Below are 26,561 nucleotides of genomic sequence, written 5' to 3'. Positions count from 1 at the left end.
GCGAGGCGCCGTCATGCTCCACGTCCTGCCCGCGTCCGGCCGCGGCAGCGGTGCGGCGAGACAACGACGGCGTGTGGTGTGAAGAGGGATTGGAGATGAAGGACATGGCCGGCCTCCTGGCGCATCTTTGGGATGACGCAATCAGTCTGGTCGGCGCTGCCTGAGGCGCAGCTAAGGCGGGAGTCTGCCAAGCGGTCGCTGCGCTGTGGGTGTTCAGCTTTGCGACGACGACAGCGCTGTTGCGCTGCCGCCATTGCGCAAGCAGTGCCATGCATTCCCTTACATCACAATCAATTGCACGTGCCGGCGGTTGCGTGCGTCTGGGTCGTCATCCAGCGCGTTAGCCGCGCTTATTGCGCCGGCTTGAACTCGAAGGGGATATCCAGGTTGCCGGCCACCGGCTGGCCGTTTTGCTGCGCCGGGTGAAAGCGCCAATGGCGTACCGCCTCCATTGCCGCACGGTCCAGATCGCGCGAGCCGCTGCGCTGGACCAGGGTCACACCGCCGGGATTGCCGGCCGCGTCCACATCCACACGCACCACTACATCGCCGGCATCGCCACGGCGTAGTGCTGCCGACGGATAGCGCGGCGGCGGCATCTGGCCCTGCATGGGGACCGGGCGGTTGCCGCCTGCCACAGGCGCGTTGGAGGGCGCTGCAGTACCGGGCGCACCGGGCGTGGCGTTTTCCGGCAACGGAGCCGGCGCGGGTGGGGCCGGTGGTGCGGTCTCCACCAGAGTCGGCGTTTCTTCCGGCGGCTTAGCCTGCGGCATGTCGCTGGCGCCGTCCTGGGCAGGCAGCGGGGCCGGCAGCGGTTGAATGGTGTCGTCTGCGGCCGGCGTGCCGGCCGTCGGCTGTGCCGGGGAGGCTTTGTAAAAGTCGTCCTTGCGGCCAGTTGCCCACACCAGCAGGAACAGCAGCAGGCCGGCGCCGAAGGCGATACCGGCAATTTTCAGGGTGTGGCGGGGCAGACGCAGGACGATCTGGCGATCGGACGCAGGGCGGGGCGCGGGCATAGGGCTCACCTGAAGGATCACGGTAATTCTGGCATAGCCCCGGTGAATCGATCGCAGCAGATGGCGGAACAGGCGATAATCTTGTGCTTCCTACCGACACACAGACTTCCGATGCTAGATCCGGCCCTGCTTCGCCAACATCCCGCCGACCTTGCCGAGCGCCTGCGCAGCACGCGCAGTTTCTCCCTGGACACTGCGGAACTGGAGTCGCTGGAGAGCGAGCGCAAGCGGATTCAGGTGCGCACGCAGGAATTGCAGAGCATGCGCAATTCCAAGTCCAAAGCAATCGGGCAGGCCAAGGCCAAGGGCGAAGACGTCGCCGTGCTGATGGCTGAAGTGGCCGGTTTCGGCGATGAGCTCAAGGCCTCGGAAGACGCGCTGGACGTGATCCGCGCCAAGCTCGAAACCATCGCACTCGGGCTGCCCAATCTGCCGGCCGAAGATGTGCCGCTGGGCAAGGACGAGAGTGAAAATGTCGAGCAGTCGCGCTGGGGCACGCTGCGCAGTTTCGATTTCGCGGTCAAGGACCATGTGGAACTCGGCGCGCCGCACGGTTGGCTGGATGGCGAAACCGCCGCCAAGTTGTCGGGCGCCCGTTTCACCGTGCTACGCGGGCCGATCGCGCGCCTGCATCGCGCGCTGGCGCAGTTCATGCTCGACCTGCATGTCGGCGCGCACGGCTACGAAGAAACCAATGTGCCGCTGCTGGTCAATGCCGAGTCGATGCGCGGCACCGGCCAGCTGCCGAAGTTCGAAGACGATTTGTTCCAGACCGAAGTGGGCGAATCGCGCCGCTATCTGATCCCGACCTCCGAAGTGCCGCTCACCAATATCGTGCGCGACGACATCGTCGATGCCGAGCGGCTGCCGCTGCGCATGACCGCCCATTCGATGTGCTTTCGTGCCGAAGCTGGCAGCGGCGGGCGCGATACACGCGGCATGATCCGCCAGCATCAGTTTGAGAAAGTGGAGCTGGTCACTGCCTGCGCGCCGGAAGACAGCGATGCCGAGCATCAGCGCATGACGCGCTGCGCTGAGGTGGTGCTGGAACAACTCGGCCTGCCGTACCGCAAGGTGCTGTTGTGCACCGGAGATATGGGTTTTTCCGCGATCAAGACCTACGATCTGGAAGTCTGGCTGCCGTCGCAGGATACCTACCGCGAGATTTCGTCCTGCTCCAATTGCGGCGATTTCCAGGCCCGCCGCATGCAGGCGCGCTGGCGCAACCCGACCAGCGGCAAGCCGGAACTGCTGCACACGCTTAATGGCTCCGGCACTGCGGTGGGCCGCGCGATGATCGCGGTGATGGAAAACTACCAGAACGCCGATGGCTCGATCGACGTGCCGCAGGTGCTACGCCCGTACATGGGCGGGCTGGAACGCATCGGCTGAAACGTTTGCATTGGGTTTGCAGCGGTCGGCGTCAGCCGAAGAACATGCGTCATGTGTCGCATGGTTTTGGGCACCAGCGCTGCGCTCTCAGGCGGAGTCTGGTTTCTTGACCCTGCCGCGCGAGTAGCGCCTCATTTCGCCGCCGCAGGCAATACATAAGCACAAAAAACGGGACCAGCGATGGTCCCGTTTTTTTATGCAGGTGGCACTATCCCCACAAGCAGCCCGCACCGGCTAAGGCGCACAGCGCGCGGCGCGTGCAAGGGCACAATGCCAGCGTGGTGCCCGAACACGCACGCCATCACCGCCCAGTAGCAGGATGACACTCAGCGCGACGTGCAGTGCTGGAAGATGCGTCACAACGGATCCGATGGTTTATCGGGAATTGGCTATTACCAATCCCCACCCCGACTCCCCAATCCCAACCGCACAAAGCCTGCGTGCTCAGGCCACGGCTTCTGCCGGTTGCTGCAACTCGGCCAGCGCCTGCGCAAGCGCATTGCTGCGATGCTCTGGCGAATACGCCACGCCTTCGGCGCGCACGAAGGTGATGTCGTCGATGCCCAGAAAGCCGAACAACTGGCGCAGGTACGGCTCCTGAAAATCGTTGGTCGGGTCGGCATAGATGCCGCCGCGTGCGCTGGCGATGATGATGCGCTTGCCGCCGGCCAGTCCTTCCGGCCCCGTTGCGGTGTAGCGGAAAGTGCGCCCGGCAACCGCAATGCGATCGATCCACGCCTTGAGCGTGGAGGGGATCGCGAAGTTGTACATCGGTGCGCCGATCACGATGACGTCGGCCTCCAGAAACTGCTGCATCGCCTGTTCGGCTGCCGCAGCCTCGGCTGGGTCGGCCTGTGCCAGCGACTGCCCGGTCAGGTGCGGAAGCGGCTCCAGGTCCAGATCGCGATAGGTCACCTGCAGCTGCGGGTGCAGCAGGCGCTGCTGGGCGACGGCGGCGGCACTGAGTTCGCGGCTGATGGAGTTGGCGCCCAGGGCGCTGGAATCGAGATGGAGCAGCTTCATGGCGAAGACCTATTGCAAGCGGCAATGCCGCGGAGGTGCGCAGATTAGGTCGTTGCTCTGTTGGGATAAAGGTGGTTAAATATCACTTATCGTTCTATCCATGGATACCTGCGCCATGCACGACCTGAATGACCTGTACTACTTTGCGATGGTGGTGGACCACGGCGGCTTCGCTGCTGCCGAGCGTGCGCTGGGGATTCCCAAGTCGCGCCTGAGCCGCCGTATCAGCCAACTCGAAACCGACCTGGGCGTGCGCTTGCTGCAACGCTCTACGCGGCGCTTCGCCGTCACTGACGTCGGTACCAGCGTGCACCGGCACGCCCAGACCATGCTGGCCGAGGCCCAGGCCGCGCGCGAGGTGGTGGATCGTCTCAGTGCGGAGCCACGCGGTCTTGTACGTGTGAGCGTTCCTGTCTCGCTCGCGCAAATTCAATTGCCCAAGCTGCTACCCGAATTTCTGGCCAAGTACCCCAAGGTGCGGCTGCAGCTCAACATCAGCAACCGCCGCGTCGACGTCATCAACGAGGGTTACGACATCGCGCTGCGCGTGCGTTCGCGCCTGGATGACGACGGCAGCCTGGTGATGCGCAGCTTCGGCCAGGTGCAGGAATTGCTGGTCGCCAGCCCCAAGTATCTGGACCGCGCCGGCCGTCCGAAAGACCCGAGCGAGCTGGCCAACCACACCACCATGAGCACCAGCGAAGACGAAGCGCATCAGCGCTGGGAATTGCACGGCCCCAACGGCGAAATGCGCCGCGTGGACCTGCAGCCGCGTCTGGCCGGTTTCGATTTCCCGCTGCTGCAATCGATGGCGCGCGACGGCTTCGGCATCACCATGCTGCCGGAAACCGTCTGCGCCGAAGCGGTGCGCAGCGGCGAACTGGAAGTGGTGCTGCCGCACTGGTCGCTGCCGCAGGGCATCTGCCACGCCGTGTTCGCCTCGCGCCGCGGCCTGCTGCCGGCGGTGCGGGTGTTCATCGACTTCCTGGCCGAACACCTGCCGCAGGAAATCGAACGCTCGCGCCTGGATTGCGGCGGCAATTGCGCCGAACTGGCCGAAAAGCTCAAGCGTGCAGCAGGCACTGCCAGCGCACCGCGCCTGGTGGCTGAAGCAGGCTGAGCGACGCACTGCTGATTGCGTCGGTGCCCCTCACTGGCGAGTCGGTACCTTTCGCTGCGTAGGGGAGCTCACAGATTGACGCGCCGCCCGGCAAGCCGGGCGCGTAAGGCTAGCGATGGCGCTTAGCAAAGCACGCCCGGGCATGCGAGAATGCGCGCCCGGGAGCGATCCCGGGATTAGCAGAACCGCACTCGATGACCGTGCGGCCCTGTCGGGCGCCACCCGCGCAATGCGGATCGCCCACGTGACAATCGATACTTTCGGCGATCACGCGCAGCAGCATCGGAGAGATGGCCGAGCGGTTTAAGGCACCGGTCTTGAAAACCGGCGAAGGGTCAAACCTTCCGTGGGTTCGAATCCCACTCTCTCCGCCAGTCACGTCTAAGTTATTGATTTTAGTCACTAATTTTTTAGGCGAATTGATTGGAGGCAGGAAGCATGCAGAGGAAAAACTCGCATGCGCATCCCTCATCATTTGAGCCGGTCGTCCACCGGCCGCTGGTCGTTCGTCCAACGTGTGCCCGTCGATTTGCAAACCGTGATGGGCTGCAGACTTATCAAACGCACCCTGCAAACGAAGGACCTGGCACAGGCCCACGTGCGTGCGGTCGTGCTGGGCGCGGGATATGCTCGGCTCTTCGCACAGTTGAAGGATCAACGCGTGGCCAAGCTCAGCAAGTCGGACGCGGATCTGCTCATTGCGCGCCTGACGAGCGCTGAGAACCTTCAGGAACTGACGCTCAACCGCACACGCCAGCCGGATGGGACGGTGACGGAGCGGTGGCAGATCGACAGCCCGAAAGACTTGAAGCTGTATCGGCAGCTCATGGAGTTGGAAGCGATGGCCGGCGCTGCCTTGCAGGCTCGGGCCCACCCGGTTGCCGTGCCAACCATGTTTGGCTCAACGCACGCTGGCCCAAGTAGGCAGTCATCTGCGCCGGCCATCGAGACGATGACGCTGGGCAAAGCCCGTGACGCCTTTCTGGCGACACTCAAGGGCTCGACGCTGCCCAAGACCTACACGATCAAGAAGACCGCCATTGAGGCGTTGGTGTCGTTTCTGGGGCCGACAATGAAGGTCCATGCCATTACCCGGTCGGATTTGGCACGGTGGTATCAAGACATGCGGGGAAAGGGAGCTTCCACTCCGACGCTCACCAACAAGCAGAGCTACATCGGAGGCAAGGGAGGATTTTTCGAATGGGCCATGGCGTCGGGGCACTACCCCCGTGGCGACAACCCGGCAAGCGGTCACGTGAGCTACTCCCAGCGCGAGAAGCGTGCGAGGAAGAAGCTTGGCTTCAAGGCCTACGATCGGGCGCAGATCCAGGCGCTTTTCGCTCCTGAGGCGCTGGCCAAACTGCCGGAATCGGCTCGCTGGGCCTCGCTCATTGGACTTTATACGGGGGCCAGGGCCTCGGAAGTGGGGCAGCTTCTGGTCAAGGATGTGTTAGAAGAGGACGGCATTCTTTGCATCCGTATTTCGGACGACGGCGAGCACCAGAAGGTCAAGACCGAAGTGAGCCTCCGCACGGTGCCCCTCCATCCCGAGCTCCTCAAGATGGGCTTCCTGGGTTGGGTAGATGCAAAGCGCAAGGCAAGTGAAACGAGGCTATTCCCGGCTGCCAAGGCCACCGCCGTGAACGGACAGGGCAACTGGATCACCAAAGCCTTTAGCCGGCATCTGGCCGAGGTGGGCAAGGACTGGGAGCCAGCCAAGCGCGGCTTCCACTCGCTCAGGAAGACGTTCATCCAAGGGTTGCAGGGGGCAGGTGTAGTCTCAGAACTAAGGGCACAACTCGTCGGTCACGAACTCGATGATGAGCATCACTCAACCTACAGTCGCGATTTCACCATTGGCGAAAAGCTGCATGGTCTTGGTGAGCGCAGTCCTGGGCTAGAAATCCTTAGTTATCGATGATTATCCACGCTAGAAGAACGGGCAGAGACGATTGGCACATGAGTAAATCTAGTCAGAGGCAGTAATTTAATGAGGGCGAACGACATCCGAAAAAAGAAGGCTGATCTTTGGGAGAAGACGATCGTAACAGCCTTCAGAGACATGCAGTGGGCACACCGTCCGCGACAAAATTTTTATCCGCCAAGCAATATAGATCTTGATGGGAATATCGAGCGTGCTTTCGGGGATTCAGTAGCGCTACTCAATGATAAATTATTCTTGTTTGAAATGAAGTCAACAAAAGAAAAAATAAAGGACGAATGGAGGGATGGTAAGCTCGCATTTCGATCTTTGCGGCGGAAGGTCGCAAAGACTGCAGCGGGTGAGAGTGAAGGTAATAAAGATTTTTTACATTTATCTATGCGGATTCATCATTTCTTATACTGGAGCGAAGATGCCAGTAACTTCGGCCCTGATCTATGGCCTGGAGCGCTCTCGTTTAGTCCATACTTAATGGGGGTGGCGGATAAGCTCCAGATCGGTCCAATGCAGCTCACTGATCTAATAGGTGAATCTACTTTAGCGGTGCCTGATGGACATGAGGCACTTAAAGCGGTCAATAGCGCTTTCGTGAGTCGCCTGTTTGACGATAGAGTCAGCTTGGTCTCAAAGAGAGAAATAGGAAAAAATTCGTGCCTCGTTAGCTACGGTCTGGGCGCAAGTCCGAAAGAAATAAGTTTATATCTTCATTGGCTCCTTGAAGAGCAGAGCGAAGCCGATCTTCCAATTAATGTGCTTCTTGCTAATAATGCTGGCACGGTGTGCAGGCACGTGTCGCATATATCTGAACTAATTCTTTTGCTTGATACAATGATGAGTAGTTCGCCCACTGAGGGGGTGGTGGCAAGAGTAAATTTGGAGGTGAAAAATGACAATTGTTCGAAGATTAATCCCGTAAAAGAGGAGGAGTTTTTGGCCATGTTAGTGCAGCAATCTGCTCCTCGCTCAGGTCCGAAGCCTTAACGACTTTAGATAGTGGAATGAAGGGGCCTTCTGTGAAGCTAAAGTTAGGTGCTTCAACTTCCTCACGAGCATTCGGGGCTGATTTTTTCACGGTTTTTATCCTTGCTTGATGACTGTGAATTGTGTTGCTTCTGAAATTTATTCGTAGGCTGATTGTAAGGTCTGATAGGGCGTGTTTTAGCGCAGATCTGATGAATGTCAATAGCGGGTGCTGAGGTAATTGAGTATTTCCTCTGAGGTTAAACCCATTGGTCTTCTTCAATTGTTGAATCAGCTGCGTAAGAAGGACGAGAAGAACCATAGGCTGCCCGCTCAGCACCGAGGTGACCTAGAAAGCCGCCATCTCGGTCAGCGGGGTCATAACCCACCAATGGGCAGCGGTAAACCCTTAGTCGCGCAGCCTTGCTGCCGAAGCCTCATCAGCATAGAGCCGCTTCGCTTTTCACAATCCTCGCCGAGCCATCAACAGCCCGACGATGAATCTGAGCGGACCCAGGAAGAGCAGGCAGGGCTGCCGGTTTGGGGGCATGCTGCTGCGATGAGCGCTATGGCGAGATATCGGGCATGTCTTGCATCACCGGGAAGCTGGTTTCCGCTTGTTCGTGACTAGCCGCTTGAGAGCGATCTGCTGGTCACTGACCCTGAGCTCGGCAAGTGGTCCTTTCAATGAATCGAGCTGTAAGGCACCAGATTCCGCGATGGCTAACGAACTCATCCTGGACGACTGCTTGGCATTTCGGTCGTAGGCAATGGCGATGAGGCCGTGGGCGTTGAACACCAGAGCGCTGGCTCCAATAGCCACGCAGCCAGCGGAAGCCTTCTTCGCACCGGCGTCCACCATGACGAAGCGAAATCCTTTGAACGTCATGTCCGCACTGACGTGCCAGCCCGCTTTGATAGCCGCCTTGGCCTCAGGGGATGGGTTAGGCAGTGATGACAGAGGGCATCGCTCGTCGGCCTGCAGGGGTTGCTTTACCGGCGGCAGCTGAGTGGTGGGCACCAGTCTTATGGAACCGACGCGCTCGGTTGAAAAAGCAGGGGTTCCTGCATTCAATGGAGGCATTACTGATGAGTTCGCTGCTGTTTCTACTGTCGTCTTATCTGGTGCGCGCTCTACGTCAGCAGTGCGAAGCGCTAGCGCTACCGTCATAGTCAAGATAATCACCGCAGAAACAGCTAAGGGAGCCCAATCCGCAACTTTTTGCGGTGCCCAAGCTGGTAATGAGGTCGGGGTAGGGCGATTAACCATGGCCCATCATAGATTGGGTTGATTGGCGGAGCTATGATGGCGCTTCAAGCCAATGGACAGGGAGATCCAGCGTAATGAACGATTTTGAACAGGTGCCTTTTGGCGCCAGCGATTTTGCGGAGAACCCTGAGAACCGATGCGCCTGCCTGCTGCTGCTGGACACCTCAGGTTCCATGGGCGGCAAGCCCATCGAGCAGCTCAACGCGGGCCTTCTGCAGTTCCAGGAAGAACTGAACTCGGACTCGCTCGCCGCCAAGCGGGTGGAGGTCGCCATTGTCACCTTCGGTCCGGTCCAGACCGTGACGGACTTTGTCACGGCAGACAGCTTTTATCCTCCCGTGCTGTCGTGCACTGGGGACACCCCGATGGGCGCAGCGATCGAGCAAGGCTTGGAGATGGTTCGGCAACGCAAGGAGATCTACAAAGCCAATGGCGTTTCCTACTACCGACCTTGGGTGTTTCTCCTCACCGATGGTTCGCCGACCGACGCATGGCAACGCGCTGCAGCTTTGGTTCGGGAAGGGGAAGCAACGAAGAACTTCCAGTTTTTCGCGGTTGGCGTGCAGGGGGCAGACATGGACATCCTCGGCCAAATCTCGACGCGCGCACCGCTGCATCTGAAGGGGCTCCAGTTCAAGGAACTCTTCAAGTGGCTGTCCAACTCTATGAGCGCGGTGTCCCGTTCGACCCCTGGAGATAATGTGCCTCTGGTCAACCCCGCTGCCCCGGACGGCTGGGCCAGCGTGTAATGGATCTCCAGGATTGGCGCGTCGTTGCAGCCTCATCCATTGGCACATCCCACATCAAGTTTGGAACGGACTGCCAGGACGCCTATGAACAGGAGTTCTTTCCAGAGAGCGGCACTGTGCTCTTGGTGGCGTCCGATGGCGCGGGAAGTGCATCTCAATCAGAAACCGGTGCGAAGCTGGCGACGGCGGAGGTTCGGGACTGTGTGCGCCACCACTTTGAAGACGGCCATGGCGTTGAAGAGATAACGCGGGACGTGGTCTTGAACTGGCTCGCCGGCGTTACGACCCGTATTGCGCACAGGGCTGTGGCCGACGGGTTGGAGGTCAGAGAGTATGCCTGCACGTTGGTGGCGGCCATCGTCTCCCCGACGCATGCATGCTTCTTCCAGGTGGGCGACGGGGCCATTGTTATTCGCCCTCGCGGCGATGATTGGGCCTATGTGTTTTGGCCCCAGCACGGGGAATACATCAACACGACCGTCTTCGTCACCGATCCGGCTGCCGTGTTGAACGCGGAGTTCTCCTGCAATGTGGGCGCGGTGGATGAGGTCGCGGTGTTCACCGATGGCATCGAAGCATTGGTGCTCCACCAGGCCACGCAAAGCGTTCATTCGCCTTTCTTCGACAAAATATTTGCTCCCGTTCGCGCGTTGGAAAGCCTGGGCTACAGCGAAGAATTGTCCTCCAAGCTGGAAGCTTATCTTGCCTCGCCGGTGATCTGCGAGCGGACGGACGACGACAAGACGCTCCTGCTTGCCAGTCGGCTGGCGAAGCTACCAGACGCACCGGCGTCAGTAGAGGACGCCTAAGTGGTCTCAGCTGCTCTGGTTGGTAAATCCGGACCGGTTCGGCTGGGAAAGCAACTGGGCAAAGGGGGAGAGGGAACGGTCTTCGAAGTCGAGGGGAGGCCGGACTCGGCTGCCAAAATCTATTTGGCTGCGGTAAGCAGTGAGAGAGCCGACAAGCTGGTGGCCATGGCTGCTCTTCGGACCGCTGCGCTGGATCAGCTCACTGCCTGGCCTACTGACGTGCTGCGGCAATCCGATGGCAAGGTCTGTGGCTTTGTCATGGCCAACCTTCGCGCATCGAAGGACATTCATAAGCTTTACAGCCCCAAAAGCCGCTTGGCGGACTTTCCCCAGGCAGACTGGAGGCTAGTGGTTCGTGCCGCCTTGAACACTGCGCGAGCATTCTCGGTTATCCACCAAGCAGGTCACTTGGTTGGGGACGTCAATCACGGCGGTGTGCGGGTGTCACCGGATGCGACCGTGAAGCTGATCGACACGGACAGCTTCCAGATTTCGCATCAAGGGCGCACCTTCCTCTGTGAGGTCGGCGTCCAGGACTTCACACCGCCCGAGCTCCACGGAAAGGCCTTCAAACAAGTCACACGAACCGCCAACCACGACAACTTCGGCCTGGCCGTCCTGATTTTTCAGATGCTCATGAATGGTCGGCATCCCTTTGCTGGCCGATACAGTGGGCCGGGCGATATGCCCATCGAAAAGGCGATCCCGGAGTTCCGTTACGCCTACGGCAAAGACACTGCTCGGACACGTATGAGCCCTCCGCCGCTGAGTGCGTCGCCGGCCGCAGCGTCGCCTTGGGTTGCAGATCTGTGGGAAAGGGCGTTCGGCACCGAGGGAGCTAAGCCGGCTGGGCGTCCCAAGGCAGAGGATTGGGTTCAAGCGCTGACCAGGCTGGAGCAGCATTTCAAGCGGTGTTCTTCCAGGCCGTCCCACTTCTATTTTGATGGACTGTCTGAGTGCCCATGGTGTCCAATTGAACGCGCCGGGATTTCGCTCTTTGGCGGTGCAGCGGTCGTCATCCCCAAGCTGGCCTCCGGTCCCTTCAACCTGGGTGCGATTTGGCGAGATATCACGACAGCAGTGTTGCCACCCATGCATGCGCTGCCTCAGGTGAAGGCAGTGCCTGCCAATCCCCAGATTCAAGCCTTGGGCAGCCGGCACACCTTCTGGAAAACGACCGGGTGGCTGGTGGGGCTGCTTATTGTGGTGCTTGGCATCGCGCTTTCTGCGGTGCTAGCCCCCGTGTGGGCGTGTCTGGGCTGGGCGATGGGCGCGTGGGTCAACAGCCGTGGCCGTTCGGACTTGGCACCACTGGCGTCCGGCTATAAGCAAGCGAAAGCCCAATACGACGGGCTCGTCGCTCGATGGAAGCAAGAGCAAGCGGACACTCAGCTTCAAGCGAAGCAGAATCAGCTTCGCCCTCTGCGAGATGAGCATGCCGGTCTGCAGGCGGAACGAGAAAGGCGCTATCGAGCGCTGTCCAACAATCGCGAACAGATCGCACGCAAACAGTTCTTGGACCAGTTCGAGATTGAGCGAGCCACTATTCCGGGCATCGGGGCGGCGAAGAAAGTCATGCTGGAATCGTTTGGCATCGAGACGGCAGCAGATGTGAATCGCAATGCGGTTCTAAACGTTCCAGGGTTTGGGCCAGCGCTGACCGACCGCCTTATGAAGTGGCGGCAGGAAAAAGAAGCACGATTCCACTTCAACCCGAACTCAGCAATCGATCCCAGGCAGGTCGCGGATCTAGATCGAACCATTCAAGCAAGAAGGGCCCAAATCGAGGCAGACCTGGTGGCCGGCCGCAGTGCCATTCTCCAGATGCGACAGGCCGCGATGGCTCGTCGCAGGTCTTTAGAGGAAGCCATGAGTGCCGCGGTGGAAGATTTCTCACAGAGGACAGCAGACGCTAGGGCTGCCGGGGTTCTTTAAAAGTCATTGCTGACAGAGGCGATCGCTAGGGCAGCTCTCTAGGCATGACTCGGGATAGGCCCTCAATGGCTGAGGCGAACCCAGCGGCTGATCCCAGACGAGAAATCTGTAGTAGCTCGTTGAGGCCGGTGTCGCTGCGCAGGGCGACCTCTTCGTATTGGCATACCGGCAGCTCCCGATTGTCCTTGAAGCGGCGGTCAGGGCCTCCTTTCTTATTGACGTAACGCCATGTCCTATCCACAACCGTTGCATCACGCGGAACGCTGCCATCCTCAATAAAGCGAGTGGATGACACCAGCACCTGTAGCTCTTTGTAGCCCACCGCGCCAACGCCATTCGCGTCGTAGATCAGAACACGGTCCGGGAAAAAATGGAGTGCCTGGGTTCCGACATTGACGGCGATGGTCTTGATGTTCGTTTTGACAAATGGGGGCGGTGCTGAAGCAAAGCGCGTCGGCTTGCGCTTAACAAGGGTTCCAGCCCCAGCGTGGTATTTCCGGTCGAAGACCTTGGCGTGGGAGGACACGTGCCACGTGGCATAAGCGGAGGCCATGGTTTGGGCTCCTGCGTGGAGTGCTTCCAACGCCTTCTCCATCGGCTCGTCCAGCTCATACATCAGAACTACCGTCTTCCGGAGTTGGTCCTTCAAATGCGCTGCGATAATGCCTCCCACGCTCAAGAGAGCCAGCATAACCAGCGCCCAGTCCGGGGCTTCGTTGCCAGTCGCAATCAAAAGCACCAGTGCCGAAACCACGGCGACGCCTGGCCAGATACGCCATCTCTTTTTCTTTGCATTGAGCTCTTCCAGCAATGCTTGGGAGGACGAGTCCACAATCGTGGTCGCGTCGGCCGAATCTATGTCGACCATCGGGCCATGGGTGCGCGAAATCTCAGGCGATTGTGGGTTTGAAGGCGGGGAGGGCTGGGCGCCAGAGACGGGGCGAACGGAGCCGCGTGGTGTCACCGGGCGAGGACGTGTGGCTCCCGAAGGGATGGTTGCGCGGTAGTAAATGCCGCGTGCGCCCATATGCACGTAATTACCCCGCGGACCAGTTCCGACCCGGAGCCCCTTGATTCCGGCCGAGACGCCAATCCCGCCCTTCGACAAGTTGAACCGCAGAGGTCCAACCCTCACGCTTTTGCGCAGATAAAGTCCCATGCTCAGGCCCCCCTAGGCCTCCGTGCCAGATGCTTGTATAGCATGTGACTCCACTGCAGTAGCGGGTTCGGGGCGCCTCGATGGTTCCGCTATTCGTCAGCGTTCGGCATCAATAGCTTTTGGACGCGCGCAGCACGCACCTTGGGCTCCAGCTTAGATAGCGCCACCAAGACCTTTGCCAGTTGGTCTTGCTGAGTATGGCTCTGCTCCCCCAATGCCATGATCGCGTCGGCCATGCCAGGGGTGCTAGCCAGTAAGAAAGCAGGCGGCACTTCTAGCGCTTCTGCCATCTCGAACAATGCCTCGAGGCTGATAGACATGGCTCCGGATTCATATCTGGATATCCGCGCTGACGCTGTGTCTTTGTCCAGGCCCATTCGCATCCCTACCTCGCGCTGACTCAAGCCCCGTTGTTCGCGAGCTTGGCGCAGGCGCGCGGCCACGATCTCCCGAGGGGTGGGAGTGGCGGGCTTCACAGGCTGAATCGATGCAGTGCAGGCATGGAAAGAGCATGACGGAAGCCTTACGCCACGGGTAGACTCTACGTGACACGTAAGTTTGTCGCAACTTGGCGCAAGGAGCAGGGCATGAAGAAGCAGTGGGCTGCAGTCACGGGCGCGTGCGTCCTGGCAGCAAGCATGGCGGTGCAAGCGCAGGACAGGGGAAATCTTCTTCAGCAGATTGGGCGGGCGATCACGGGGGCTCCGCAGGCATCAACGGACAGAGGCAAGAGCCCTTATCTCGACCCGGCGGGCACCTACTGGGACCTCGACCAGGACGAACTGGCAGGCGCGCAACACATCCGCGCTGGGTTGGCGTCCACGGCCTCGGCGGGCTACCACACGTGCGACGCGAGGCTGATTGCGTCGACGCGGTCCAGCTACCGGTTGAGCAAGGCCGAGCGCGAGCAGTGTTTGTATGGCGAATGGCTGATCGATACGAAGCGGAACGGGCCCAATGGCATCACCGCTCAGGAGCCGGAAGCCATTGAGCGCAAGTATGGCGCGGCTTTTGATGCGCGGGCCGAGCGCTTCCGTGGCATCCAGCGTTTTGCCGTTCGCCCCAACATCGTGGACCAACCGTCCTATGACCGGCAACGCGGCATCTTGGACATCTACGTGCCGATTCCCTGGATAACCGGGTTTCAGGTAGCCGGTATCACGGGCGAAGGCTTTGTCCCGACCAGTGCTCGCAGTGAGCGATCTGTTTGGACGCCCGAACATGCCGGGCACTTCCATCTTCCAATCCGCATGAGCGAAAGCGAGGCAACCGGATTGTTTAAGCAGGGCAGGGACGCAAAAGACGATCTGGTCGTCTTTAAGGTGAAACGCGTTTGGTTGGAGAACGGAGGCCCGCGCGCCGAGGTGGATGTCGAACGCGTCCAGGTGGGTTACCGAAACGAGGTCATCGGCGTGGACCTGACCAAACAGAAGAAGGGAGAGTCGTGATGCGGACCATTCAACGTGTTTGGATTTCGGCGTGCTTCTTGGCGTTGGGCTTGTCGGCCTGTGGTGCAGAGCATGCGCCGAACAAGGAGGACGCTGTCAAAGCAGTAGAGCGATTCTTTACTGAGCAGGGGAGGCAGGCAACGCTTCAGCGGACTTGGCGGTTCGAAGTCAAGGAAGCGAGCGGGCTGGAGATCGCCTGCACAAAACTGCCCAACGGTGATCAGGACTGCCGGGTCTCCGGGACCGTCGATGGACTGGGCTTCATTGGCGATCAGCCCACGACGCCGAAGGCCAAGGAAATGCGCTTAAAGATGACGATGAAGTTCCGGCCGGCGGGCGAAGGTTGGGAACTGGTCGACGTGACCGATAACGGAACATCTGCGGGCTGACCCTCGACCAACCAGTTGCCATGCGGTTGCCGTGACGCCGTTTGGTCTTGCTCCTAACAGAGGAAAAGAAATGAACCACCAAGCGAACTACCCGCGGCTTTATGCGCCGACCGGGCCGGCTGCCATGATCCTGCCCTGCGTCATCCTCGGGCCCTTGGGCATGCTGTTGTTTGGAGCAGGCCTCGACGCTGTCTTCAAGACCCAACAGCTGATGGGCTTGGTTTACTGCGCAGGTGGGCTGCTTATCGCCGGCTTCCTGGCGTTCTGCCTGATGCTGCACATCCGCGCCCAGCAGGTCTGGGCTTGGCATGTCAGGACCGGTCGCATTCCCTACTTTCGCAAAGGCGGATTCCTGAAGGGGGCGCTCGTGGGCGGCGGATTGGGGCTTGCTATCGTCTTCGGCTGTGCCGTGCTTGGCTGGAAGTTTGCGGAACACCCTGTCTATGGTGAGCTCGCTATCGGGGCCTTTTACCTCGCGTTCCTCTGGGGACTCCCTGTCATCGTGGTGCCCACTCTCATCGTGGGCTGGGCGAAGCGGGCGTGGGATCGCTCCGCGGTTCCACCAGGTTGACGTTTAATCTCACTTCTCACGCAATACGTGCTGCTAGCGTAGTTCCGCCACCCGGATAGTAAGCGTCTTTGATCCAGAGCTGAGGGGGAACTTTGTTGGTCACTCCCCCACTTAAACTCGTAACTTCCACCCACTCGATTCTCCCGCCAAGTATCAGTTCTTGCCCGGTTTCTTCGTCATACAAGGAGAAGGGCAAGGCTTGATGAGTGACATCGACAATCGCCCAGACAATGATTCCCGGGTCACCTTGCTCAAGCAACGCCACATCAACGAGTTGGACAGCGACTTCATAGCCATAGCCTTCGTTCACGAGCTCCCAGTAGATCTGGAGACTACCGCCGTCAGCTGGGGCCCATATGTTGGCTGGCAAGTCCCGGCCGGGGTTCTCGCTGGTGTCTGAAGCGCCAGGGAAATCTGGATATGTCATGTCTTCTTCCTCAAATAAAGCGGGACGGAGGAGATTCCGTTACGCAGCGTTGGCTTAGGCCGCCGTGAGCGAATAGCCCGTCCACATCGAGCCAGTCACGATCAGCGAGCCGCCTTCCGGGACCTCGGTTTCGGTGAGGCTCAGCTCTTCTTGCACCAATCGCTGGCCCTTGTAGGTGAACTGGGAAATGACGGCCACATACATGCTGGTGCGGAGGTCTTCCAGGAATAGGCCCCCTGGCCAGATGACCTGCGCTTCATAGATCGCATCGCCACCACGGTAGAGCGTGGTTTCAGCGCCGATGCTGAAGTTGTTGACGACACGAACTTCGTTGAGGACTAGATCGTCTGGGCTATGGTTGATTACAGCGCCATTCGCGCGGCGGTCCTGTGACACCACGCCGTCGATCGAGAACGAAGCCGAGGTCTCCGAAAAGCTCACTGGCTTGGTCGAGGTATCCAGATTGCTCGGGTTCGTGGGATCGTTGGAGTAGCGGGCCTGCACGCTGAAGTCAGGCGGGATGTCTACTATCGAGCTGCCACCCGGGGGCGGTGCAACGACTTGCCAAGCAATGGTTGCCAGAGTTGGGTTCCTGATGGGCTTCTGAAACAGTGCGAGGCGAACGGTCTCGTTGGTCTGGTTGATCAGGGTGATTTTCGACATGTATCAAACTCCTTTTGGTCGCAGGGAGAAATCCTATGTTCGCCATTAGTGCAAAACGAATTAGGTAGCACAAGCTGGGGTTCCGCTCTTTTGAGATCTGCTTCGCTTTTTCTGAAGCTGGAAGAGTCACCCGTAACGGGCAGCCCCATGCGTGCGCACAAGCACCTGGTCGCCCATAAAGCGTGGCAAGGTCAGCCCATCACAGGAGATCTTATTCAGCGATTCTTTTAGGCTACTCATCCGACAACTTGGGTAAAAGAACCACGTAAAAGCCGGGAAGTGGCGCTCTGACGCTCGGGCCAACTCCCTTTTATCAGCCCAGCTGATGTCAGCATCCATCAAGCGCTCCCCGAAGGTCTGGCGTAGCGCTGAGAATCCGCTTTTTTTGATGCCATGAGAGCGCAAATGTCGAGCAAACTTGCTCCTAAGCCATGCAGCTGTGTCGGCTGTTCGCTCCCTCTGGCTAGTGGGAAAGAGTTCCCGCCTGTCCTTGCTTTTGATGGCTGCGACGTAGTCCGGAAACCCGGCATCAAGCAACACTTTCGGCACCGGAATTGACCCTGCGCTATGCCTCTGTCGAGTTCGGTATTTGGAGGCAGTGGCGCCTTCCGATTCCGGCGCAGCTCGATTCTTGAGCACGATGCACATCAGTCCGGCGGGCTCGATGATGTCGTCGATAGACAGCGCAGCCGCCTCCGATGCCCGGACACCCATGTAGAGTCCGAGCAAGGGTGCCCAAAAAAGCAGCGGTTCGTTGGCTGCCCATTGATCGTAGGCCGGAGATGCGAAAATCTTCGCTAGGTCGCTCTCAGCAAGACGCTGCGGGCGTTGGTGGTGAGATTCGGCATTCATAACAAATGCGGTGCTTGCGGTGCTGCGAAGTGTTCGAAAGATTACTTTGCCAGGTAGGTGTTGATTGAGGAGAGAGGACAGATGTTCGGCAGTAGGCGTGCTGGTGATGCTCATGATTGAATTCCGAAAGGGTGGAGAAGGAAGGGTGGAGAAGGGCGTTGAGGTTTGAGCCGGCTGCGTCAGTCGTTTGGCCTCCGTCTTCAGTTGCCCAACAACGGGGGGCGAAGCAGGCGACATAGCGGTGGCGACAGCACCGCAACAAGGTTGCAAAACCGGACATCAGGGCAGGGCACGGTCAGGGGTAAAACTTGCTCGGGTCCGCCAAACACTCCGAAAACTGGCCACGCTCATACTTGGGCAACTCGACCGGCGGCTTGTATTTCGCCAGGATCCTGATCTGCGTGGCCCTAGCGAGCTTGGGCTTCTTGTGGAAATACGCGTCGTGCAAGACCGGGACGTTCTTCCGCAACGAGTGGCCGGTGATGAGCGCGATATCCTGGTCCGCCACGTTCTTGTGGTGAAGCTCTGTGGCAAGCGTGTGGCGAAACGCGTGAGCGCCAATGCCATTTCCGAAGCCCAAGGTCTTCATGTAGCTGCTGAACTGGTTCACCGCGCCTTGGCTGTATCGGGCATTGGTCTCTCCGGTCTCCCGGTTCACGCCCGCAGACAGATGCGGAAAGAGTCTGGGATGGCCAGTAGCCTTGATGTCCTCAATGAAATCCAGGAAACCAGCATCCAGCAATGGTTTGGGGATGGGCAGAGTGCGAACTGCTGCTTTGCCTTTCAGGCTTTGACGGCTCCTGTCTCGATCCTTATGCCTGAGATCGGCGTCGACGGTCTTTTGAATGCGAATGCACCACACCTTAGCCTCTTCAACGATGTCGGCCACCTTCAACTGAGCGAGCTCGTTGATGCGCGCCCCCGTGTAGAGCGAGATCATGGGCAGCCACCACCGGTGGGGATACTTCTTGGCCCAAGCCGGGAACGTCTTGGGTGAAAAGATACGCTGAAGCTCTTCCTCGTCGAACAAGCGCTCGGGCTTGTTCGGGTCCACGACCAGGTCTTTCTTGATTTTCGGGAACGCATCCATCGGCGACATGGGAATCGCCTTGGCTTTTACTAGATTGCTGAAGAAGGTCACCAGGAACCGCCGGTGCTTCTCCAGCGTGGCGGGAGCGGGCGGCGTCACGCCAAGTTCTTTGCCAAGGGCAACCGCCTGCTCGAGCGTGTAGTCCCGATACTTAAGGTCGGAAAGCAAAAGCGGGGGTGCCCAACGCATCAGGTCCCAAAGCTTGTAGATGTGAGCGTGGTCGATGCGCGAGACAGGAACGTCACCACAGGCAATCCGTAGGAGCTTCAGCGTGCGAGCCGTGTCGTCGACGGTTTCCTTTGCCAGGCCGCACCGCTCGCGGTGCCCGAGGTAATCCGCGATCTCGACCGAGAGCAAGCGCGCCGGCGAGCCGAGGGGCAGGGGCTCGGGGTAGAGCGTTCGGTTCTTGCTGAGGCGCACCCGCCGAGAGCGCTCATCCGCGCGGTCAAAGAGTTCTAATGCGTGGATCGCGGCTTCACGGCCCGTGATGTTGATCTCGGAAGCCCGGACGTTGCCAACATGGACATCCTTGATTTGCAGGAGCCCAAACGGGGAGGTGATGTAATCGCGAAGCTGTTGCTGGACGATAGAGGACATTGCTTGCTTCCATTGTTTTCAATGGAAGTAGTGATAAAACAGCCCGGAAATTCGTCAATCAAAACGGGCAATTTTTTACTTTTCCTGAAGCAAACTCTACCGTAAAGGCCTAGCCTGAACTTCTGCCAAAATTATTATGTCTGGTTTAAGTGCGGTGGCCCTATATAATTCAATGGTTTAGCGGCGCGTCGGGGAACAATTTCGAGTGGTTTGCCCTGTCATTATTGTACTGTTTAATGCAAATAGGCTAACTAAAACAGCCTTTATGTTAGTTTTTAATGTGTACCGTTCCTAAACGGCTTGCTCGGATGTTAGTATTATCTCGGTAGATAAAGAAGACGAAAACAGGAGTTAACTAACATGGACCACTTCGAGGGCGTAGTGCTCGATTACCTCCGAGCGGACCGCGCGCTGTTCGTCAACAGCCAGTGCTGCATCCAGCTCAACGAGGGTGCCAATCCGGACACCAGCGGCCCGCATTGGTATTGCGATGCGGTGGCCGTGAGCTTCAAGGAACAGGCGGCCTACCTTTGCGAAATCAGCTACGCAGCTCGGGCCCCGTCGTTGATTGCTCGCCTGAAGGGATGGAACGAGCATTGGACCGGTGTCAGGAACGCCCTTGAGCGAGACAGCGGTGTGCCGCTGGACTGGACGGTGAGGCCTTGGCTTTTTGTCCCTGAGGCTCAGGCCGAGCGGCTGCGCACCAGCATCGCAGGATTTGGCAACCTTCCTAGCCCCCGCATCACGTTTTTGGAGGACGTGGTGCCTTGGCGCTATCGTTCCTGGAATCGCGGTGCATACACCGATACGACCCCATGACCCCGCTGACCTTTAGCGCTCCAAGTTACGCCCTCCTGCAAGCGACCACTCAGTGCTGGAAGTGCGCAAAGGCCATTCCTGTCACCACGGTGTGGGTGCCGTCCTTCATCGACAACGAGGATGTGGAAGAGCCAGACGACGAGCCCGAGGTGGGTGGCACGGCCACGCTGGGCTACATCGAGGCGCTGGACTCAGGCACAGCGGCGCACATCCAAGCGGTCGCACCATGGCTCAAGCCAGGACGATCGGAGACCGCGAACGCGACCTATTGGGCCAACCATTGCAAGGCATGCGGGGCCATTCAAGGCGATCATTTCGTCAGGGGCGTCGACGGGCCGTTCTTTCCCCAGGATCAGGCTGGCGTGGACGCGCTCCAGGTCATCCCAGGCCGCGGCCCGTTGAGCGCACAAGCTTCCGCATCCCAGTCCGGGTGGATGGACCTGGTGGCGAAACGTTTGGCCTGAAGTCGGCCCAGCCACGCCCCGCAATGGTTGCGCTAAAAATTTAGGTCAAGTGGCTCTGACGGCGGGGCAGCAGCCCGGTTGGATGTCCCGTCAATTCTGTGCGGCCGTGACTTGGTCGCGTCGGAGATGCCTGGGGGAAATTGGCGTCATTCGACGACGGCTGGCTAAGAACTTCCTGACATCCCGCAGGGCTTGAGGCCTATGGTTTCAGGAATGCCAGAGGCGCAATCTGATTCTGCCGGACGCGGGACCGATGGTCGCTCACCCCGCGAGACGCTTGAGCAGCGTCGTGCCGGCAACCCGCAAGGATGTCTGTTTGAGGTTGCGTTCATACGGTCTGGCGGCATAGCCGCCCTTCGTGCTACCTCCGATTAGAGCCAGACGCCGATAGGTGCGAGGCATCTAGTCAGTGCCATGCGCTGTCAGCGCACGATCGTGGGGCTTCTGCCGTATCAGGGAGAGGGCGCGTCTCAAGCAGTGCGACAGCGCCGCCGATACTCGAGCCCATGGACAGAGCCGAGCTCCGCCGTCACCTTGAGCGTCTGGATGCTGCGGTGCCCGGGTGCAGTCGAACCTAACACTTCTTCTCTCGATTCCCATTAGACGCATGATAATGCCTGGAGCTTGCGAACAACGAGTTGGGCATTTTTCCTCAGGACAGTATCACCCAACGTTGCTCTAAAAAGCTGTATCCCTAACAGATTCGATAGGGATACCCCCTTTTACTACGCTGTAATTCTTAATATGCTAGGCATTCTATGGATCCAGCATGTTCCTTCGATGGCGACCAAACGCCGAAACGTGAGGGGCAGCAGTAATTCGCGGGAACCGCCTCAATTGCCAAAAGTAAGGACGGTACGATTCAATGGAAGAGCTTGCCACTATCGATGCATTGACACCAGTGCTGTCACAATTCAGGCCGAAGAATTCGTCTAGTAGACTAGATATTAGGGAGTCACTGGCCTTAATTGATTTCCATACTCGACTTGTGTATACGCTTGCTGTCTGTCTCGGAAAGCGCCCCGAAGGCATGCCAATTCGTATGTCTCCGGTTCCGGGCTTTGGAACAATGCTCGCACCATTGCGAAAGGGAGAAAGTTATGCAGCGGAAGCTTCCACATGGATATCATCCATGGTCGGCAACTGGGGCAATGAGATCACTGTTGCTTTCGAAAAGTTCAAAGTTCCGAGATATAGCTCCCTAAAGTCCTTGAGGGATAGGCTTTCGCACGGGCAGCCACTTCCTAGTGACTCGGAAGTTATTGAATTAATTAGCGCTGAGCTGAGCAGGCTACTAGATCAGCTCGATGTAATCTTGAAGAGAAATCTCCTTGATACATATGTGACGGCCCGAGAAGATAGGTTAATTATTCAAAAGCGCAAGGAGAAATCCCTCTTCGAGGTATCTCCTTTGTGGATGTGGTCTGAAGCGTTTAACGCAATTCAGGTCTATTCACACCTATCAGGCGACGGCATCCACTACATTGCCCCTGACGGCGATATTTTCTCAGAAAGCTCAGACCCCATCGTCACTCGTTTTAGAAAGACATTTATCGGAGATGGCTTCGCTCAACAGGGTGGTTTGGGCCGACTTGTTAAAGATGTCCTCGCCGATGTGGGTGCTTATACCGAGGACTACTCAAGGCCGAGTTATTTCTTTGGAGACGGCGAACATGCGGGAATCCTGTTTGTACCCTGGACAAGATCGACGAGTGAGAGCAACGTGCCAAGGCTCGATGCATTTCGAATTGGAATAGCCGATCAAAGGGAATGGAGAGTAAAAGGGGGTGAGTGGGTAAGCTATATCGCATTTTTGAAGCACATATCGAACTGGGATTTTCTCGCGCGAAGGCTGGCGATTGGGCTGGAAACCTATGCCAATGAACGAGAGCAGGAAGAAATATCTCGACTCGGTTTCCCGAAAAGCACGGGCGTTAGAGGGCCAACGCTGATCAGAGAAAGGAAAGATTTTGGAGTATCTGACAACGAGAAGGAATTTGATCTTGTTGCGCGCATTGACGATTCCTGCCAAAACGTGAAGCCATCGACCTCCGCGTTCTTCTTGATCGGGCAGGCTGGCCTTGGAAAAACGGAGCTGATGGTCAATGCTGCCATTGAAAGAGCGCGTGCCATTGAAAAGAAACCTAGCTCTCCACTTCCTCTATATTTATTCATATCCTCATCAGGGCGAACGCTATCTAGCCTGGAAGATGCGGTAAACAGTGCGCTAACCATTACGAAAGTGCTCTCTAGTCACAGTGCTAAGGCGCTTTGCAGAAATGGACTGCTCGTACTTCTTGTGGATGGCTTCGACGAGCTTCTAGGTAGCAGCGGATACGAAAACGCATTGGGCTCTCTCGAGCCTTGGTTCAACGAACTCAGAGGCCGAGGCGTTCTTGTCGCTTCCGCTCGCTCATCATACTATCTAACACAATATCGAAAATCCCTAGCGCTCGCCACGCATCTCAATGTTGACCACACATTGCTGGAATTGCAAGCATGGACCAAGGCTGATTCCAAGAAGTACTTGACTGCAATGGGCGCTGATGAAAGCGTGTTGAGATCGGTGAAGGAACGCGAGTGGCCCGTTCTGAGTGTGCCATTCTTTGCCAAGGCCTTCGCAGCTTGGCTTGAGCTCCAGAGTGACTCGGCGCAGGCTATTCCTTCGGTTTACGAAATTGTTATTGAACAGTACCTCGAGCGAGAAGCGCTAAAGCTACGCGATCCGAACGCTGGCGAGCTTCTCAGCTCAGATGAATTACGTGAGCTTTTTTCGGACATCGCTGAAATCATGCAGTCCACTACGAGTCGTGAGATTGAACAGAGCGATCTTGTAGCTTGCGCGGAGGCTGTCGTAGGCACCGATGCGCTTGATCGAGCCCGTCCTGGTTTGACTCGAAGACTATCATCACTCTGTGGACTTGGCGTCGCTTTTGATGCTTCAGGACATAGCCAGTTCGGATTTTCGCATGAAGTCCTATTTGACTGTTTCCTATCTCTTGCTCTGCAACGCAAGCTCACCGGGGTCGTGAGCACGGCGTCGATTCTGAGGCTATTCAGCGCGAGTAAGATTAACCCCGTCGCCTTTGAGTGGCTCGTGGAAAAGATGCCTGCTGCTTCGAAAATTCTGGCGCAGAGTGTTGAGTTCATGGTGCCGGCGGGAAATGAGGGAACTGTACTGGCCTCGAACCTCGGCGCCCTATGGGAAGAGATGCTAGGCGCAAATCAAGGCGTCCCACCTACATTGCGCGCGATCGGACTACAGCTGGAGAAAATCCAGCTAGCGAAGTCTGGATGGAGTTCTCTAGACATTAGCCGAAGTAATGTTGGGGAGCTTTCTATTCCTCCGGGACTGACAGCCGTAGTCAACGTGACAAATTCAACGATAGAGTTCCTTAATGCAAAGTCTCCAGACCTACTGTCGCGGGCGTTGACAGGCGTAGAGTCTTCAGATATCCGAAGTCTTTACGTCGGAGATCGGTTTGCGGACAATCTGACTGATATTCGTGCTGCTCTCGAAGATCTGGGCTTGGTCAGTAGGTCAAAGGTATTGCAGAACGATGCGTCGCGCGAACAGGCAAGCAACTTTATCGGTCGTCTAACACGTCGATCTGAGATGCCGGTTGTATTAGATCGAGATGACTACAGCGCTGAAGACCAGCGGCTCTCTTGGATCGGCCATGCAGATCAAGGGGAGTGGGTGAAGTTCGTAGATGCGCTGGAGCACTCAGGAATGGCCCGACTAGAGGCAATGCCGGCTTCCGGACCAGCAAAAGTGCGTCTCGCCTACAATAAGCCGCTAACGGCTCTATTTGACACTCCGCTGAGCTCAGAAGCGACTCAGTTCTGGGCGCGGTACGGGGGGGGCGGCTGAGACCTGCCGGCACGGCAGGCATGATATGCCAGCCGTGCCTTGCAGGAATTCCAACCAATCCCAGCGATCATAATGTTTAATTTTTATGGGCGAGCCAGAGGTTCTGGTCTGTTAGCTTTTAATATGTACCATTCTTAAACTCCCGTAAATATTTGTCAGTATTATTTTGAGATGCTGAGGGTGATTAAGGGAATTGACTAACATGGATCGCTTCGTAGGCGTGGTATTGGACTATCTCCGCGCCGCCCACGCGCTGTTCGTCAGCAGCTAGTGCTACATACAGCTCAACGACGATGGTCCATCAGGCCCTGGCTGTTCGTGCCGCAGGCGCACACAGAGCGGCTGAAGAGCAACTTGGCATCGCTAGGCACACTACCGAGTCCGCGAATCACATTCTTGGAGGACGTGGTGCCTTGGCGCAACCGGTCTTGGAATCGTGGGGCTTACGAAGATCCGGCGGAACTAATGAGTCGCTCGGCCTTGGCTAAGCCTGGTTTCAATTTCGTAAGGCGACAGGGACGCCCGCCTCAGAACTTCCTGACAGTCCAAGGGGTGTGAGACCTATAGGCTACGGAACGCCTGCGGCGCAACCTGACTTTGCCGGACGCGGGACCGATGGTCGCTCACCCCGCGCGCCGCTTGAGCAGCGTCTTGCCGGCACAAATAGCCTCCGTGGTGGAGATCGAGTCCGCACATGCCAGCGGCATAGCTCCATCCGGATTTGGCCTGGGCACGGCGGTGTGCAAAGCTGTCACCTACTTCAACTTTTGCCTTCAGAGGGGCGTGGCCACGGTCTCAGGCGATGCGACAGCGCTGCCGATACTTGAGGCATGGACCGAGCTGAATTGCGCCTCCACCTCGAACGCTTGGATGCAGCGGTGCCCACACTGCGGGCCTCAAGTCCCGATCGTCGCCACTTCTGGCGAGCTTTTACAGTCATGGCCGCCGCCATCGAGAGCAAGGCAGCGACGAGCGAGGACGCCCAATTCGTTGGCCGTCGGGCCCAGGAAATTTTGTCCTGGCACGGGCTCTCCAGCACTGACGAACCAAGCTAAAAGCGCAAATGGCCAAGGCGCTGCGTGTTGAACAGGCTTGGCTACCGCCCGCCCTGAAACTTGAACGTGAAACGAGCGGCAGATGCTGGGACGGCCTCCCCACTGAGGGGCACGGGTGTGGCGTCCACCAGCGTCAACATGCCATCGGCAACAGGGACCGGCATACCCAACGTGAGATCGATCTGCTTAGACCAGCCGCCGCCCATCACGGTCGTCCTGACGATCAACCGGCCTGCCACGACGCATTGAACGTCGGCCGGGCAACGGCTGTCCTCAATCACGTTGTCGGGACGCACCTTGGGCCCGTCGACCGCCGCAATCTCGCCCAGACGCACGGGGCCTTCGATGGGCGGGCTAGTGACGTGGCCAGTCGCTGCGCACCCGACAAGTGAGACGACCCAAAGCATTGCAAGCACCAGGCTGCGCAAGTGGCGGAAACGCTTTATGGCGGCGGTCATGCTCTTGTGTTGTGAAGATAGAAGCTGATGTTCTCGGCGAGCTGCGCATAGGCCTCGATCGCGTCAATGTGATGGAGCATCACTTCACCGTGGTGCTTGCGCGCGAGCGCCAGCATCGCAGTCTCAAACTCCAAGGCTTCAGCGGGCAGGCCAACCACCTCGAAGGCGGCAGCTAGGGCTAGATGGAAGCGCTGTTCGTCAAGCGGATGAAAGGTGTGCCACGTTTCCACGCGCATCCACGGGTCCAGGGCGGCCTTTAGTCGTTCATTTCCCATGGCTCGGTGCCAGTCCGAATATGCATCGAGTGTCCCACAGCTAGGCGGCATTTCGCTGAGATGGGTGCCTCAGCCTACTGCGCCCGAAATGCGTTGAGCATGAGTGTTTTTCGTGGGTCGACGCCCAAGGCTGCTGGCGCTGGCAGCTGGCAGCTGGCAGCTGGCAGCTGATTGCAAGCGGCGTGGTTCGGGCAGGCGGCGACA

Annotated in this window: 25 protein-coding genes, 1 tRNA gene and 1 pseudogene; 15 read left to right on the top strand and 12 right to left on the bottom strand. The window is 58.3% G+C overall.

Annotation, left to right across the window (positions count from 1 at the left end):
- Nucleotides 1-350: 350 nt before the first annotated feature.
- On the bottom strand, nt 351-1,016 hold the full coding sequence (locus VC212_RS00270; protein ID WP_323514032.1) for a TonB family protein: 666 nt from the start codon (nt 1,014-1,016) through the stop codon (nt 351-353).
- A 111-nt stretch (nt 1,017-1,127) separates the two neighbouring features.
- On the opposite strand from VC212_RS00270, the gene serS reads away from it, so the two are divergent.
- Nucleotides 1,128-2,408: a serine--tRNA ligase gene (gene serS / locus VC212_RS00265; RefSeq protein ID WP_323514031.1), complete on the top strand. Its 1,281-nt coding sequence runs from the start codon at nt 1,128-1,130 to the stop codon at nt 2,406-2,408.
- 444 nt (nt 2,409-2,852) lie between these two features.
- Here the strand turns inward: serS and VC212_RS00260 are convergent, their stop codons facing one another.
- Nucleotides 2,853-3,431 (bottom strand): NAD(P)H-dependent oxidoreductase, encoded by a 579-nt coding sequence (locus tag VC212_RS00260; RefSeq protein WP_323514030.1) that lies wholly within the window; start codon nt 3,429-3,431, stop codon nt 2,853-2,855.
- 100 nt (nt 3,432-3,531) lie between these two features.
- On the opposite strand from VC212_RS00260, the gene VC212_RS00255 reads away from it, so the two are divergent.
- The 4 genes from VC212_RS00255 to VC212_RS00240 all read left to right on the top strand — a co-directional run bounded on the left by VC212_RS00255 (nt 3,532) and on the right by VC212_RS00240 (nt 7,474).
- On the top strand, nt 3,532-4,551 hold the full coding sequence (locus tag VC212_RS00255; protein ID WP_115512009.1) for a LysR family transcriptional regulator: 1,020 nt from the start codon (nt 3,532-3,534) through the stop codon (nt 4,549-4,551).
- A 284-nt stretch (nt 4,552-4,835) separates the two neighbouring features.
- A tRNA-Ser gene (locus VC212_RS00250) sits at nt 4,836-4,925 on the top strand.
- An 83-nt stretch (nt 4,926-5,008) separates the two neighbouring features.
- A complete protein-coding gene (locus VC212_RS00245; RefSeq protein WP_323514029.1) occupies nt 5,009-6,472 on the top strand; it encodes a site-specific integrase in 1,464 nt (487 codons plus the stop codon).
- Between the two features lie 69 nt (nt 6,473-6,541).
- Complete coding sequence (locus VC212_RS00240; RefSeq protein ID WP_323514028.1) at nt 6,542-7,474, top strand: hypothetical protein; 933 nt, start codon at nt 6,542-6,544, stop codon at nt 7,472-7,474.
- Nucleotides 7,475-8,048: 574 nt separating this feature from the next.
- Here the strand turns inward: VC212_RS00240 and VC212_RS00235 are convergent.
- Nucleotides 8,049-8,537: a hypothetical protein gene (locus tag VC212_RS00235; protein ID WP_323514027.1), complete on the bottom strand. Its 489-nt coding sequence runs from the start codon at nt 8,535-8,537 to the stop codon at nt 8,049-8,051.
- 260 nt (nt 8,538-8,797) lie between these two features.
- Here VC212_RS00235 and VC212_RS00230 point away from each other — a divergent pair, with 260 nt between their 5' ends.
- The 3 genes from VC212_RS00230 to VC212_RS00220 are packed head-to-tail and all read left to right on the top strand — an operon-like array spanning nt 8,798 to nt 12,216.
- Nucleotides 8,798-9,472, top strand: a complete 675-nt coding sequence (locus tag VC212_RS00230) for a VWA domain-containing protein (RefSeq protein WP_311238487.1) — start codon at nt 8,798-8,800, stop codon at nt 9,470-9,472.
- Nucleotides 9,472-10,281 (top strand): PP2C family serine/threonine-protein phosphatase, encoded by an 810-nt coding sequence (locus VC212_RS00225; protein ID WP_323514026.1) that lies wholly within the window; start codon nt 9,472-9,474, stop codon nt 10,279-10,281. Before VC212_RS00230 ends, VC212_RS00225 begins: the two co-directional genes overlap by 1 nt.
- Nucleotides 10,282-12,216 (top strand): hypothetical protein, encoded by a 1,935-nt coding sequence (locus VC212_RS00220; RefSeq protein WP_323514025.1) that lies wholly within the window; start codon nt 10,282-10,284, stop codon nt 12,214-12,216.
- A 25-nt stretch (nt 12,217-12,241) separates the two neighbouring features.
- Here the strand turns inward: VC212_RS00220 and VC212_RS00215 are convergent, their stop codons facing one another.
- The 3 genes and pseudogenes from VC212_RS00215 to VC212_RS00205 all read right to left on the bottom strand — a co-directional run bounded on the left by VC212_RS00215 (nt 12,242) and on the right by VC212_RS00205 (nt 13,818).
- A complete protein-coding gene (locus tag VC212_RS00215; RefSeq protein ID WP_323514259.1) occupies nt 12,242-13,084 on the bottom strand; it encodes a hypothetical protein in 843 nt (280 codons plus the stop codon).
- A 144-nt stretch (nt 13,085-13,228) separates the two neighbouring features.
- Nucleotides 13,229-13,375, bottom strand: a pseudogene (locus VC212_RS00210) (DUF4236 domain-containing protein); the annotation flags it as partial.
- Between the two features lie 89 nt (nt 13,376-13,464).
- The gene (locus VC212_RS00205; RefSeq protein ID WP_323514258.1) at nt 13,465-13,818 is read right to left on the bottom strand and encodes a helix-turn-helix transcriptional regulator; all 354 of its coding nucleotides are present in this window, start codon (nt 13,816-13,818) and stop codon (nt 13,465-13,467) included.
- Nucleotides 13,819-13,962: 144 nt separating this feature from the next.
- Here VC212_RS00205 and VC212_RS00200 point away from each other — a divergent pair, with 144 nt between their 5' ends.
- The 3 genes from VC212_RS00200 to VC212_RS00190 all read left to right on the top strand — a co-directional run bounded on the left by VC212_RS00200 (nt 13,963) and on the right by VC212_RS00190 (nt 15,783).
- The gene (locus tag VC212_RS00200) at nt 13,963-14,823 is read left to right on the top strand and encodes a hypothetical protein (protein ID WP_323514024.1); all 861 of its coding nucleotides are present in this window, start codon (nt 13,963-13,965) and stop codon (nt 14,821-14,823) included.
- Complete coding sequence (locus tag VC212_RS00195; protein ID WP_323514023.1) at nt 14,823-15,212, top strand: hypothetical protein; 390 nt, start codon at nt 14,823-14,825, stop codon at nt 15,210-15,212. The genes VC212_RS00200 and VC212_RS00195 overlap by 1 nt, the downstream gene beginning before the upstream one ends.
- 70 nt (nt 15,213-15,282) lie before the next feature.
- Nucleotides 15,283-15,783, top strand: coding sequence for a hypothetical protein (locus tag VC212_RS00190; RefSeq protein ID WP_323514022.1), 501 nt, complete (start codon nt 15,283-15,285; stop codon nt 15,781-15,783).
- Between the two features lie 16 nt (nt 15,784-15,799).
- Here VC212_RS00190 and VC212_RS00185 read toward each other — a convergent pair whose 3' ends face one another.
- The 4 genes from VC212_RS00185 to VC212_RS00170 form a co-directional block, all read right to left on the bottom strand.
- Nucleotides 15,800-16,210, bottom strand: coding sequence for a hypothetical protein (locus VC212_RS00185; protein ID WP_323514021.1), 411 nt, complete (start codon nt 16,208-16,210; stop codon nt 15,800-15,802).
- A gap of 54 nt (nt 16,211-16,264) precedes the next feature.
- Nucleotides 16,265-16,873: a hypothetical protein gene (locus VC212_RS00180; protein ID WP_323514020.1), complete on the bottom strand. Its 609-nt coding sequence runs from the start codon at nt 16,871-16,873 to the stop codon at nt 16,265-16,267.
- 126 nt (nt 16,874-16,999) lie between these two features.
- On the bottom strand, nt 17,000-17,839 hold the full coding sequence (locus VC212_RS00175; protein ID WP_323514019.1) for a site-specific integrase: 840 nt from the start codon (nt 17,837-17,839) through the stop codon (nt 17,000-17,002).
- Between the two features lie 181 nt (nt 17,840-18,020).
- Nucleotides 18,021-19,412, bottom strand: a complete 1,392-nt coding sequence (locus tag VC212_RS00170) for a site-specific integrase (RefSeq protein WP_323514018.1) — start codon at nt 19,410-19,412, stop codon at nt 18,021-18,023.
- 360 nt (nt 19,413-19,772) lie between these two features.
- Here VC212_RS00170 and VC212_RS00165 point away from each other — a divergent pair, with 360 nt between their 5' ends.
- The 4 genes from VC212_RS00165 (at nt 19,773) to VC212_RS00150 (ending at nt 25,624) form a co-directional block, all read left to right on the top strand.
- A complete protein-coding gene (locus tag VC212_RS00165; RefSeq protein ID WP_323514017.1) occupies nt 19,773-20,231 on the top strand; it encodes a hypothetical protein in 459 nt (152 codons plus the stop codon).
- On the top strand, nt 20,228-20,695 hold the full coding sequence (locus VC212_RS00160; protein WP_323514016.1) for a hypothetical protein: 468 nt from the start codon (nt 20,228-20,230) through the stop codon (nt 20,693-20,695). Before VC212_RS00165 ends, VC212_RS00160 begins: the two co-directional genes overlap by 4 nt.
- Nucleotides 20,696-21,560: 865 nt before the next feature.
- Entirely contained in the window at nt 21,561-24,569 is a 3,009-nt protein-coding gene (locus VC212_RS00155) for an NACHT domain-containing protein (protein ID WP_323514015.1), read from the top strand.
- An 830-nt stretch (nt 24,570-25,399) separates the two neighbouring features.
- Entirely contained in the window at nt 25,400-25,624 is a 225-nt protein-coding gene (locus VC212_RS00150; RefSeq protein WP_323514014.1) for a hypothetical protein, read from the top strand.
- Between the two features lie 41 nt (nt 25,625-25,665).
- Here the strand turns inward: VC212_RS00150 and VC212_RS00145 are convergent, their stop codons facing one another.
- Nucleotides 25,666-26,082: a hypothetical protein gene (locus VC212_RS00145; protein ID WP_274497649.1), complete on the bottom strand. Its 417-nt coding sequence runs from the start codon at nt 26,080-26,082 to the stop codon at nt 25,666-25,668.
- Nucleotides 26,079-26,357 carry a hypothetical protein gene (locus VC212_RS00140; RefSeq protein WP_076037883.1) on the bottom strand — a complete coding sequence of 93 codons (279 nt, stop codon included), beginning with the start codon at nt 26,355-26,357 and terminating at the stop codon, nt 26,079-26,081. Before VC212_RS00140 ends, VC212_RS00145 begins: the two co-directional genes overlap by 4 nt.
- Nucleotides 26,358-26,561 lie beyond the last annotated feature (204 nt).

The organism is Xanthomonas sp. WHRI 8932A, from assembly GCF_035012785.1.
GTDB lineage: Bacteria > Pseudomonadota > Gammaproteobacteria > Xanthomonadales > Xanthomonadaceae > Xanthomonas.
This window is presented reverse-complemented; position numbering and strand designations above follow the sequence as displayed.